We start from the raw sequence: 12,533 nt of genomic DNA, 5'->3' as shown, positions 1-12,533 counted from the left end.
GACAACGAAAAAGGGCGGACACGACAGTGCCCGCCCTTTTTGCATTCCATTCCTGAGCCTCAGGAGGCTATCGCTTTTGGCCGGGGCTGCTGGCCTTCGTCTTCCGTCAGCAGGCCGCTGGTGCGCAGCAGCGAGGTAAAGCGACCGCCGCGTTGGCTTAGCTCATCGAAGGTGCCCTTTTCGATGATCCGGCCCTGATCGAGGAACAGGACGAGATCGGCATCGCGGACAGTGGAAAGGCGATGGGCGATGATGAAGGTCGTGCGGTTCTTTCTCAGCGCATCCACTGCGGCCTTCACACGGGCTTCGGTTTCCACGTCGAGTGCACTGGTTGCCTCGTCGAGAACCAGAATGGGGGCGTTCTTCAGGATCGCACGGGCGATGGCGATACGCTGGCGCTCGCCGCCGGACAGACGGTTGCCGCGTTCACCAACCTGGGTCAGATAGCCGTTGATGCGGCTGTCGATGAAATCCGTCGCCGCTGCGGCCGCCGCTGCTTCCACCACTTCGGCATCGGTGGCCGATTCACGACCAAGGCGTATATTTTCGCGGATCGAGCGGTTCAGCAGGCCGGCATCCTGAAACACCGTGGCGATGGAGTTGCGGAGCGAATTTTTCGTCACCGTCGAAATATCGGTTCCATCGATCAGGATCTGGCCGGAATCGGGATCATAGACCCGCTGCAGCAGGTTGATGAGCGTCGTCTTGCCGGCACCTGTCGGTCCGACGATCGCGATCGTCTCGCCGGCCCTGGCCGTAAACGAGACATCGTGAACGCCCTGCTTGGTGTTGGCAAAACCGAAATTGACATTGCGGAATTCCACGGTGCCGGAGACATTCGACAATTCACGGGCATCGCCCGGTTCTTCCCGTTCCTTGACGGAATCCTCGAGGACGAAGAAGTCCTCAAGCTTGGCGCGGGCTTCGAAAATCTGCGTCACGAACTGGCGCATCTGGTCCAGACGGCCTATCAGGAGATTGGCGAAACCGATGAAGGCGATGACATCGCCGACGCGCAGCTCGCCGTTCTTCACCAGCACGGTGCCGATCACGAGAATGATCATCATCGAAACGGTGGAGGCCGTGCGGTTCAGAGCGCTCGCAAAGGCCCACCAGTCGAGCACGGGATATTGCGCACTTAGCAGCTTTTCGGTGAAGGATTTCAGCGCTTTGGTTTCAGCCTCGATGCGGTTGTAGCTGTGCAGCACGGAAACGTTGCTGATGGAATCGCTGACATGGGCAAAAACGCTGTGATAATGCTCTTCGACCGAAGCCTGGCCATCCTTGGTGCGGCCCATCACCCATTTGCCGATGAACCAGTAGACGATGCCGAGGCCAATCAGCACGAAGCTGAGGCGCAGGTCCATGGACATGGCGGTGGGCACAAGCAGCACCAGCGCAACGAAGGTCGCGAGATGGGTGCGCATGAATTCCAGCCATAGGCCGAAGAGCGTTTCGCTGGCGCGCAGGAGGGTGTGCAGGGCATTGGACGTGCCGCGCTGATGGTGCCAGGAAAGCGGCATCGAGATGATGCGCCCGAAGGCTTCCGTCAGGAGCGAAGCGCGCCGGCCGTGCGCCAGCCGGTCGGCTTCGCGGGCGACGGCTACGTAAGCCACGGTGTTGAAGACGCCGAACCCCGCCCATAATATGAGAATCGACGTGACATTGGAGCCAGAAGAAATGGCGTCGATGATCCGGCCGAACAGCACGGGTTCGGCAATGGTGATCGCTGCAAGAATGACGTTGGCGATGACGACGACAGCCACACGCCATTTATGAACGGTCAGATAGCGCAGAGCGCGTGTGTAAACCTGAAACAAGGTCAAATTTTCAATCCAGTCCGGGCGTCTTTTCGAGCGGTTGATTGTTCGGCCTCAATACGATGCTACTTTAGCAAGGTTGCATGAGACGGCGAATTTTGTGTAATTATCGCTCTTTCTGTCTGAATGGCGGCTTAACAGATTGGCCGTCCATGCGAACCGAAAAAACCTCCCGGTGTTCCCGGGGCCTGCCGTCACAAGATTTCGCATCTTCGTTTCAGGGATTGCTAACGACGATATGTTCAATCTCACCCGACCGGCGCCCGAGTAACATGACGTCATCGCGGGACCATGTCCTTCGTGTCATCCCCTTCAAGCCAAGTCCGGACCATGTGTCTTTATGCATGATATTCTTCACTTCATCTCTGCGTGTTACCAGGCGGGAAACGCCGAACGTGTGCGTTCAGAATTTGCAACGCTCATTCGGGAATATGGTTTCGAATATTTCCTTGTCAGCAGACGCATGACCGGCGAGCTGGCCTCCACCGGCCAAATCCTTGCGCAACATTTGCCGGTAGGCTGGATAGAGGTCTACAGGGCCAAGAAATACAACCTCGTCGATCCCGTCCGCAAAGTCATCGGCATGGTGCACAAACCCTTTCATTGGAAAGAGGCGCTGGAGGGGCTTCCCCGCGCCATGCATCGGAAAAGGGCGAGCGTGTTTTTCCACGATGCCGGCCGTTACGGCTTGCAGGGCGGTTATGCTTTTCCCGTGCATGGACGGGCGGGATTCATAGGTGCCGTGTTCATAGGTGGACAGGACCGGCAATTGCCCTCCTTGCAGGTGGAACTGCTCGATGCAGCGACCCGGGCGGTCTTCTGGCGCCTTCTCGATCTTTCAGGTCAGGCCCATGATCTCAGCAATATTCCAGACGGTTCCGCTCTTGAGCTGACACGGCGTGAGACGGAAGTGCTGGCGCTGATGGCGGATGGCATGACATCGGCGGAGATCGGCCGCAAGCTATCCATCTCCAACCATACGGTCGACTGGTATATAAACGGGATTCAGCGTCGTTTCAGCGCCAAGAACCGGCAGCACACCGTCGCACTCGCGTTCCGCCATGGCTTGCTGAGCTAGCGCAAACAGAACAGTTCTCGCCGGAATTGCCCTTTCCAAGACGGGGTTTTGCTGCTTAATTCCGCAGTGCAGCAGAATTTTGTTTTGGCGTGTGGGGAGACCGTCTTGAAAATATCGAAAATACTTGTTGCCAACCGATCCGAAATTGCGATCCGCGTTTTCCGGGCAGCCAACGAGCTCGGGATAAAAACCGTTGCGATTTGGGCGGAAGAGGACAAGCTGTCTTTGCACCGCTTCAAGGCGGACGAGTCCTATCAGGTCGGCAGGGGGCCGCATCTCGCCAAGGATATGGGACCGATCGAGAGCTATCTTTCGATCGAGGAGGTTATCCGCGTTGCGAAGCTCTCCGGAGCGGACGCGATACATCCCGGTTACGGTCTTCTGTCTGAAAGCCCCGAATTCGTGGAGGCCTGCAACAAGGCGGGCATCACCTTCATCGGACCGACGGCGGATACGATGCGCCAGCTCGGCAACAAGGTCGCCGCCCGTAATCTGGCGATTTCGGTTGGCGTTCCCGTTGTTCCCGCCACCGACCCGCTGCCGGACGACATGGCGGAAGTGGAGCGTATGGCCGAGGAGATCGGTTATCCCGTCATGCTCAAGGCCTCCTGGGGCGGTGGTGGCCGTGGCATGCGCGCCATCCGTAAAAAGGAAGACCTTGCCCGCGAGGTGACGGAAGCCAAGCGCGAGGCCAAGGCCGCCTTCGGCAAGGACGAAGTCTATCTCGAAAAGCTGGTCGAGCGTGCGCGCCACGTCGAAAGCCAGATTCTCGGCGACACGCACGGCAATGTCGTGCATCTGTTCGAGCGTGATTGTTCGATCCAGCGGCGTAATCAAAAGGTCGTCGAGCGTGCGCCCGCGCCATATCTGAGCGAAGCACAGCGTCAGGAACTGGCCGCCTATTCCCTGAAGATTGCCGCCGCGACCAGTTATATCGGTGCAGGCACGGTCGAATATCTGATGGATGCCGACACCGGCAAATTCTACTTCATCGAGGTCAATCCGCGCATTCAGGTGGAACATACCGTTACGGAAGTCGTCACCGGTATCGATATCGTCAAGGCACAGATTCACATTCTGGAAGGCGCCGCCATCGGCACGCCGGAATCCGGGGTGCCGAGGCAGGAGGATATCCGCCTGAATGGCCACGCCCTTCAGTGCCGCATTACGACGGAAGACCCGGAACACAATTTCATTCCGGATTATGGCCGTATCACCGCTTATCGCTCCGCTTCAGGCTTCGGTATCCGTCTGGACGGCGGCACGTCCTATACTGGCGCTGTCATCACCCGCTACTATGATCCGTTGCTTGTGAAGGTGACGGCCTGGGCGCCGCGGCCTGACGAGGCGATCAACCGTATGGATCGCGCTTTGCGCGAATTCCGTATTCGCGGCGTGGCGACCAACCTCACATTCCTAGAGGCCATCATCGGCCATGACAGTTTCCGCAACAATACCTATACAACACGCTTCATCGATTCGACGCCCGAGCTTTTTGCCCAGGTCAAACGGCAGGACCGCGCTACCAAGCTTTTGACCTATCTCGCCGATGTGACCGTGAACGGCCACCCGGAAACCAAGGGACGCGCAAGGCCCTCGGACAAGGCGGCAAAGCCCATCGTGCCCTATATCGATGCGCCGACGCCCGACGGCACCAAGCAGTTGCTGGACAAGCTCGGCCCGAAGGGTTTCGCAGACTGGATGCGCAACGAAAAGCGGGTACTCGTCACGGATACGACGATGCGCGACGGACATCAGTCGCTGCTTGCGACCCGTGTCCGTACCCATGATATCGCCCGCGTCGCCAGCGCCTATGCCAAAGCGTTGCCACAGCTTCTGTCGCTGGAGTGCTGGGGCGGTGCGACATTCGACGTTTCCATGCGCTTCTTGACCGAAGACCCGTGGGAGCGTCTGGCGCTGATCCGCGAAGGTGCTCCCAACCTGCTGCTGCAGATGCTTCTGCGCGGGGCAAACGGCGTCGGGTACAAGAACTACCCGGATAACGTCGTGAAGTATTTTGTCCGTCAGGCCGCAAAGGGCGGCATTGATCTTTTCCGTGTCTTCGATTGCCTGAACTGGGTGGAGAATATGCGGGTCTCGATGGATGCCATCTCGGAGGAAAACAAGCTCTGTGAAGCGGCCATCTGCTACACCGGAGACATCCTCAATTCAGCGCGTCCGAAATACGACCTGAAATATTACACCAATCTCGCCCAGGAACTGGAACGCGCAGGCGCGCATATTATTGCCGTCAAGGATATGGCCGGCCTGCTGAAACCGGCTGCCGCCAAGGTTCTGTTCAAGGCGCTGCGGGAAGAAACGGGTCTGCCGATCCATTTCCACACCCATGATACGTCAGGAATTGCGGCAGCGACGGTTCTTGCCGCCGTGGATGCGGGTGTCGACGCGGTCGATGCCGCGATGGACGCCTTCTCCGGCAATACGTCGCAGCCGTGCCTTGGTTCGATCGTGGAAGCGCTTGCCGGGTCGGAACGCGATACGGGCCTCGATACCGAATGGATTCGCCGCATTTCCTTCTATTGGGAGGCCGTGCGCAACCAGTATGCGGCTTTCGAAAGCGATCTCAAGGGGCCGGCGTCGGAAGTCTATCTGCACGAAATGCCGGGTGGTCAGTTCACCAACCTCAAGGAACAGGCGCGTTCGCTGGGTCTCGAAAGCCGTTGGCACGAAGTGGCGCAGGCTTATGCCGATGCCAACAGGATGTTCGGCGATATCGTCAAGGTGACGCCGTCTTCGAAAGTCGTCGGTGACATGGCGCTGATGATGGTCAGCCAGGATCTGACAGTGGCCGACGTACAGAATCCCGAGCGCGAGGTCTCTTTCCCAGAGTCCGTGGTTTCCATGCTGAAGGGCGATCTCGGACAATCGCCCGGCGGTTGGCCGGAAGCCCTGCAGAAAAAAGCGTTGAAGGGCGAAGCGCCCTATACCGTTCGTCCGGGTTCACTATTGGCGGATGCCGATCTCGATGCCGAACGGAAGACCATCGAGACCAAGCTGGAGCGCAAGGTCGATGATTTCGAGTTCGCATCCTATCTGATGTATCCGAAGGTATTCACGGATTTCGCGCTCACCGCCGAAACCTATGGTCCGGTCTCGGTGCTTCCCACCCATGCCTATTTCTACGGAATGGAGGATGGCGAGGAACTGTTTGCAGATATCGAGCGCGGCAAGACGCTGGTCATCGTCAATCAGGCTTCATCCGGCGTTGACGACAAGGGCATGGTGACGGTGTTTTTCGAAATCAATGGTCAGCCGCGCCGTATCAAGGTGCCGGATCGGACGCATGGTGCTTCCGGCTCTGCCGTGCGCCGCAAGGCCGAACCTGGCAACGCGTCGCATGTCGGGGCACCGATGCCGGGTGTCATCAGCCGCGTCTTCGTCAATCAAGGCCAGGAGGTCAAGGCTGGCGATGTGTTGCTCTCCATCGAGGCGATGAAGATGGAAACGGCGCTTCACGCCGAGCGGGATGGCAAGATCGCGGAAGTTCTGGTGCGCCCGGGCGACCAGATCGATGCGAAGGATCTACTGGTCGCTTACGCGGAATAAATACATTCGTCGATCGAACAGTTAGACGCCCGCCTTCCCGGCGGGCGTTTTTTATTGCGTTTCCCCGAAAACTCGAATATGCATGTTCATGCACGTTTATTCCTGTTTATGCATGAGTCTGTATGAGTGATCATTTCGTCAGCGAGCGGCAGGCGCTTATCCTCGAACAGTTGCGGCAGAACGGCCGTGTGCTGGCGCAGGACCTCGCTCAAAACTTTGGCGTTTCTGAAGACACGGTTCGCCGCGACCTGCGAGAGATGGCGGCCCGTGGGGAATGCATGCGCGTTTATGGCGGCGCCCTGCTCTCGGATAGCAAGACGGTGCCGCTGAAGACGCGGATCGCCGAGGATGCGGACCGCAAGGCTCTGCTGGCCCGCGCCGTTGTCCCGCTTCTCAAGCGGGGCATGGTCGTTTTCATCGATGCCGGTTCGACGAACCTCGCCATTGCCAGGGCGATCCCGGCTGGTCTCAATGTAACGGTGGTGACGAATACGCCCGCCATTGCCGCCGAACTCACGGGGCGGGCGGATATCGATCTTGTGCTGATCGGTGGCAAGGTTGATCCCGCCGTTGGTGCGGCAATCGATGCAATGGCGCTGCGGCAGCTCGAATTGATGCGACCCGATCTCTGTGTTCTCGGGGTCTGTGGTGTCGCGGTCGAGACCGGCCTGTCGGCCGATGTCTTCGAGGATGCCGTTTTCAAGCGGCTCGCCTGCAGCGCCAGCCAGCGGATTGTCGCTGCAATCACCACCGAGAAGCTGGGGCATAAGGCAGCGTTCCACGTGCATGATTTTTCCCCGCCGCTTTCCCTTGTGCTGGAACGGGATGCCGACCGCGTGTTGGTCGAGGGCGTGTCCAGCCGAGGCGTAGACGTTTATTGCGGCGACGATGCCGTCGCCTGATTTTCCCATGGTCAAGTCTGAAGGATATAGCCGATGAATGGCCCCACCACATTTTCGCAGACGGGTGCACGCTCGTCCTATCTGACGCGTCATCGTATCGGCGTTTCCCTGCTGTTCTTGATGAACGGGTTCATGATGGGATCATGGGCGCCCAAGATTCCCGAATTTGCGGCGCGTCTTTCCCTTAGTGAAAGCGCGCTTGGTCTCATCATCCTGGTCTTCGGTATCGGCTCGCTGGTTTTCATGCCGATCGCCGGCTCGCAGATCGCCCGTTTTGGCTCCCGGACGGTCAGTCTCGTGACCGCGGCGATCTTTCTGCCCACACTGCTTTTCATTTCCTGGGCGGGAACCGTCTGGGCCGGGGTAATCGCGGTTTTCCTGTTTGGCGGCCTAACGGGAGCGATGGATGTCGCCATGAATGCCAATGCGGTAGCGGTTGAGCGCGATATGCGCCGCGCCATCATGTCATCCTGCCACGCTTTCTGGAGCCTCGGCGGCCTCATCGGGGCCGGTCTCGGCGGTTATCTCATCACGGCCATCGGCGTGCAGGGGCATGCCATTGCGCTGACGGTCATCGCATTCGTACTGCTGATCGTGGCATGGCCGCGTGTGCTTGCAGATCGTCCGCACCCGGAGGAAGAGCGCCCGAAAGGCGGCCTGCCGCTGACGCCGCTGCCGTGGATCATCGGCCTGATGGCCCTTTTCTCGATGATCCCGGAAGGCGCAATCCTCGACTGGGGCGCTCTTTATCTGCGCAACGAGCTCGGAGCTTCGGTGTCACAATCCGGCTTCGCCTTTGCGGCTTTCTCGATGACCATGGCGGCCATGCGTTTTGCCGGCGATCTGGTGCGCGACCGCTTCGGGGCTGTGACGACCCTGCGCTTCTGTTCGGCCATGTCGATTATCGGTCTTCTTATCGCCGGTATTGCGGGAAATTCCACCATCGCGATCGTTGGCTTCGCGATTGCGGGCATCGGCATCTCCAACATGGTGCCCATTGCCTTCTCGGCGGCGGGCAATATGCCGGGCCTGGCACCGGGAATCGGCCTTTCGGTCGTCACCACCATGGGTTATTCCGGCATTCTGGTGGCGCCATCGGCGATTGGCTTCATTGCGGAACATACCGGTCTCGCCAGCGTCTTCCTGTTTCTCCCGTTACTGCATGTGGTGGTTCTGCTACTTTCGCGGCTCGCCCGTCATGCCGACGGTGCGGGCAAGGAATAGGCGTATCGAATTTTGCCATGATTGCGGTAAAGTAGAAGCTCCAGCGCGTTGGGTGTTGACAAGAAGTCCCCCTTGTTTCACCTCAATTGCAAGACCTTGCCGCAAGCTCCAGAGACCGCCATGACGTCACATGCCGATTACGACCCGAAGCCCCGCCGCGCCTCCGTCGCCGTAGACGTCGGCGGCGTCATCGTCGGTGGCGGCGCACCCGTCGTCGTGCAGTCGATGACCAATACCGATACGGCTGATATCGACGCCACCGTCAGCCAAGTGGCGGCGCTGTTCCGGGCCGGTTCGGAAATCGTCCGTATCACCGTAGACCGTGATGAGAGTGCGGCCGCCGTGCCGAAAATTCGCGAACGGCTGCTGCGTCTTGGGATGGATGTGCCGCTGGTCGGTGATTTTCATTATATCGGCCACAAGCTTCTGGCCGACCATCCGGCCTGCGCCGAAGCGCTGGCGAAATACCGCATCAATCCGGGCAATGTCGGTTTCAAGGACAAGAAGGACAAGCAGTTCGGCGAGATCGTCGAAACGGCGATCCGTTACGACAAGCCCGTTCGCATCGGTGTCAACTGGGGATCTCTGGATCAGGAATTGCTGACTACGCTGATGGACAGGAACAAGGAAGAGGGCTTTCCGCTTTCCGCCCGTCAGGTCACGCGGGAGGCCATTGTTCAGTCGGCGCTGATTTCCGCCGAGCTTGCCGAAGAGATCGGCCTGCCGCGCAACCGTATCATCCTCTCGGCCAAGGTCAGCCAGGTGCAGGACCTGATTGCCGTCTATTCGATGTTGTCTGAACGCTCCGACCACGCCCTCCATCTCGGTCTCACGGAAGCCGGCATGGGTTCAAAGGGTATCGTCGCCTCGTCCGCCGCCATGGGTTATGTGTTGCAGCATGGTATTGGCGATACGATCCGCGTTTCGCTGACGCCTGAGCCGAATGGCGACCGCACCCGCGAGGTGCAGGTGGCGCAGGAATTGCTGCAGGTCATGGGTTTCCGTCAGTTCATTCCGGTGGTTGCGGCATGTCCCGGCTGCGGGCGTACCACGTCGACGGTATTTCAGGAACTGGCCCAGAACATCCAGAACGATATCCGCAAGAATATGCCGGTCTGGCGTGAAAAATATCCCGGCGTCGAGGCATTAAATGTCGCCGTCATGGGTTGCATCGTAAATGGTCCCGGTGAAAGCAAGCACGCGGATATCGGCATTTCGCTGCCCGGAACGGGCGAAAGCCCGGCGGCGCCGGTCTTCATCGACGGAGAGAAAGCTCTCACTCTGCGTGGCCCCAACATAGCCGCTGATTTCGAAGCGCTTGTGACCGATTACATCGAAAAGCGTTTTGGCCGGAAAGACGCAGCGGAGTAACGAGTAGCGTGAAAAGGCCGCAATTCCACTGTCATACCTCCTGACCCTTTCGGAGCATCAAAACACATGATCAAAAAAATCGCGATCGTCGCCCTTTGCGGCACCTATCTTTCCGCCTGCACCACCACCGATCCCTATACGGGCGAGCAGAAAATGTCGAACACGGCCGGCGGCGCGGGTATCGGCGCTGTTGTCGGTGCGCTCGGCGGTCTGGCTGTGGGCGGTTCGCCGGTCGGACGCCGTAACGCTGCCCTGATCGGTGCCGGCATCGGCGCGCTCGCTGGCGGCGCCATCGGCAATTACATGGATGGCCAGGAAGCGGAACTCCGCGCGCAGCTTCAGGGGACCGGCGTTTCGGTGACCCGCCGTGGCGACAGCATTGTTCTCAACATGCCGTCGAATATCACCTTTGCCACGGATCAGGATCAGGTCATTCCGCCCTTCTATCAGACGCTCGATTCCGTTGCGATCGTGCTGAACAAGTTCAACCGCACGCTGATCGACATCAACGGCCATACCGACTCGACCGGTAGCCTCGCCCACAATCAGGGGCTTTCGGAACGCCGCGCCGCGTCGGTCGCCAACTATCTCGGCGCACGCGGTGTCGATCAACGACGCATTTCAACACTTGGCTTTGGGCCTTCGCAGCCCATCGCCTCGAACGCAACGTCTGATGGTCGCGCCCAAAACCGCCGTGTGGAAGTGTTGATTTCGCCGCTCAAGGGCTGATCGACTTGAGAGGCTGAGCGGGAAAACCCACTCAGCTTTTTCGTTCTGCGATAAATCTGGCGGCCGCGATGAGAATCGCGGCCTTTTCGCCATAGGGAGCCAGGAGTTCGCTGGCCTCTGCCACCTGTTCCTGAAGTTTGCGACGCGCCCAGTCTTGGCCGCGCAGCGCCACCAGCGTTCCCTTGCCGCGTGCGGCATCCTTGCCGGTCGCCTTGCCCATGGTGGCGGCGTCGGCCGTCAAATCCAGGAGATCGTCTGCAAGCTGGAAGGCGAGGCCGATTTTTTCTCCAAAGAGGCGTAGCCTCTGCCTTTCGCAATCATCGCTACCGGCGATGATTGCGCCCGCCTCGCAGGCGAAGCGCAGCAGTGCGCCGGTTTTCATAGCCTGCAATGTAATAATGCCGGTTTCGTCCGGTGCGTTCTTTTCCGCGGCGAGATCAAGCGCTTGCCCGCCGGCCATGCCGCCGATGCCCGCTGCGCGGGCAAGCGAAAGCACGAGCGCGGCCTTGCGCCCGGCCGCGAGCGGATTTTCTTCCGATGCAATGATATCAAAGGCCAGCGTCAGCAGGCTGTCGCCAGCGAGGATGGCGGTCGCCTCGTCGAATTTGCGATGCACCGTTGGCTGGCCACGACGCAGGTCGTCGTCATCCATAGCCGGCAGATCGTCGTGAACCAGCGAATAGCAATGGAGGCATTCCAGCGCGGCACCGGCAAAAAGCGCAGCTTCTCCATCTCCGCCGAGGAGTGCGGCGCTTTCGATGACGAGGAAGGGCCGCAGGCGTTTACCGCCGTTCAGCACGCCGTGGCGCATGGCCTCGAGCAGGTTCTGCGGACGCGCGATCTCATCCGCGCGTGTCTCGCCGGAGAGCAGGCGGCCAAGCAGGGCTTCGGTCCTGGCGGCGTTCTCACGCAGCCGTGTTTCGAAATTCGTCATCTGAGCGTCCATGCCGCGCTCTTTGGCACGCCGAGCGAATGCAGGCAAACCTTTTCGTGATTCCCCAACTCAACTGTCGCGCCGGACTCGCCTTGAAGACGGCAATGGACTATGAAAGGCTTCAATTGGCGTGGGGTGCGGGGACGGATAGTGAGCAGTACGCCTGAAAGCGACGCAGATTACGCCATGCTGGCGGAAGACCGGAGCAGTCCGAAGGTGGATTTTCGCACGTTGGCCAAGCGCATCATCATGACCTTGCTGGCATTGCTCATCCTGCCTTATCTGCTGATTCCGGTTTATGCGTTGCCCTTCATCCGGCCCGTGTCGACGCTGATGCTTGCCGATCTGGTGACGCTGCAAGGCTATGACAGGCGCTGGGTGCCACTAGAGGATATTTCGCCGCGCCTCGTGCAATCGGTGATGATGTCCGAGGATGGGCAATTCTGTTTTCACGGCGGGGTTGACTGGAACCAGATGCAGTCCGTGGTCAGCAATGCGCTCGACGGGGCCGCGACGCGCGGCGCCAGCACCATCCCGATGCAGACGGCCAAAAACCTGTTTTTATGGAACGGTCGTTCGTTTCTGCGCAAGGGACTGGAATTGCCGCTGGCGATTGCCGCCGATTTCGTCTGGTCAAAAAAGCGGATGATGGAGATTTATCTCAACGTCGCCGAATGGGGACCGGGTATTTACGGCATCGAGGCTGCCGCCCAGCACCATTTCAAGGTGCCGGCCGCCAAGCTCAGTTCCCGACAGGCCGCACTTCTGGCCGTTTCGCTTCCCAATCCCATTGATCGTGTGGCCAGCAAGCCGGGGCGCGGGTTGCAGAGGCTCGCCGGCCTTATCGAGCGCCGCGCCCGCGCCTCGGGCAGCTATGTCGGCTGCGTGCTGGATTGATACCAGCGCGC

At 59.5% G+C, this 12,533-nt stretch carries 9 protein-coding genes; 7 read left to right on the top strand and 2 right to left on the bottom strand.

Annotation, left to right across the window (positions count from 1 at the left end; translation table 11 throughout):
• Positions 1–59: 59 nt before the first annotated feature.
• On the bottom strand, positions 60–1,826 hold the full coding sequence (locus FHW77_RS19690) for a glucan ABC transporter ATP-binding protein/ permease (protein ID WP_004443992.1): 1,767 nt from the start codon (positions 1,824–1,826) through the stop codon (positions 60–62).
• Between the two features lie 334 nt (positions 1,827–2,160).
• Between FHW77_RS19690 and FHW77_RS19685 the strand changes: the two genes are divergently transcribed.
• The 6 genes from FHW77_RS19685 to FHW77_RS19660 all read left to right on the top strand — a co-directional run bounded on the left by FHW77_RS19685 (position 2,161) and on the right by FHW77_RS19660 (position 10,691).
• Positions 2,161–2,898: a helix-turn-helix transcriptional regulator gene (locus tag FHW77_RS19685; protein WP_182590673.1), complete on the top strand. Its 738-nt coding sequence runs from the start codon at positions 2,161–2,163 to the stop codon at positions 2,896–2,898.
• 105 nt (positions 2,899–3,003) lie between these two features.
• Positions 3,004–6,465, top strand: a complete 3,462-nt coding sequence (gene pyc / locus FHW77_RS19680; RefSeq protein WP_004443988.1) for a pyruvate carboxylase — start codon at positions 3,004–3,006, stop codon at positions 6,463–6,465.
• Between the two features lie 122 nt (positions 6,466–6,587).
• Positions 6,588–7,367 (top strand): DeoR/GlpR family DNA-binding transcription regulator, encoded by a 780-nt coding sequence (locus FHW77_RS19675; protein WP_004443986.1) that lies wholly within the window; start codon positions 6,588–6,590, stop codon positions 7,365–7,367.
• Positions 7,368–7,400: 33 nt separating this feature from the next.
• Positions 7,401–8,591: an MFS transporter gene (locus FHW77_RS19670; RefSeq protein ID WP_004443984.1), complete on the top strand. Its 1,191-nt coding sequence runs from the start codon at positions 7,401–7,403 to the stop codon at positions 8,589–8,591.
• 120 nt (positions 8,592–8,711) lie between these two features.
• Positions 8,712–9,962: a flavodoxin-dependent (E)-4-hydroxy-3-methylbut-2-enyl-diphosphate synthase gene (ispG, locus tag FHW77_RS19665; protein ID WP_004443981.1), complete on the top strand. Its 1,251-nt coding sequence runs from the start codon at positions 8,712–8,714 to the stop codon at positions 9,960–9,962.
• A gap of 66 nt (positions 9,963–10,028) precedes the next feature.
• A complete protein-coding gene (locus FHW77_RS19660; RefSeq protein ID WP_004443979.1) occupies positions 10,029–10,691 on the top strand; it encodes a YiaD family glycine zipper/OmpA-like lipoprotein in 663 nt (220 codons plus the stop codon).
• A 31-nt stretch (positions 10,692–10,722) separates the two neighbouring features.
• Here FHW77_RS19660 and FHW77_RS19655 read toward each other — a convergent pair whose 3' ends face one another.
• Positions 10,723–11,637, bottom strand: coding sequence for a polyprenyl synthetase family protein (locus FHW77_RS19655; protein ID WP_004443976.1), 915 nt, complete (start codon positions 11,635–11,637; stop codon positions 10,723–10,725).
• A 174-nt stretch (positions 11,638–11,811) separates the two neighbouring features.
• Between FHW77_RS19655 and mtgA the strand changes: the two genes are divergently transcribed.
• Positions 11,812–12,522, top strand: coding sequence for a monofunctional biosynthetic peptidoglycan transglycosylase (gene mtgA / locus FHW77_RS19650; protein WP_034500053.1), 711 nt, complete (start codon positions 11,812–11,814; stop codon positions 12,520–12,522).
• The last annotated feature ends 11 nt before the right edge of the window (positions 12,523–12,533 follow it).

The organism is Agrobacterium sp. RC10-4-1, from assembly GCF_014138475.1.
Classification (GTDB): Bacteria; Pseudomonadota; Alphaproteobacteria; order Rhizobiales; family Rhizobiaceae; genus Agrobacterium; species Agrobacterium pusense.
This window is presented reverse-complemented; position numbering and strand designations above follow the sequence as displayed.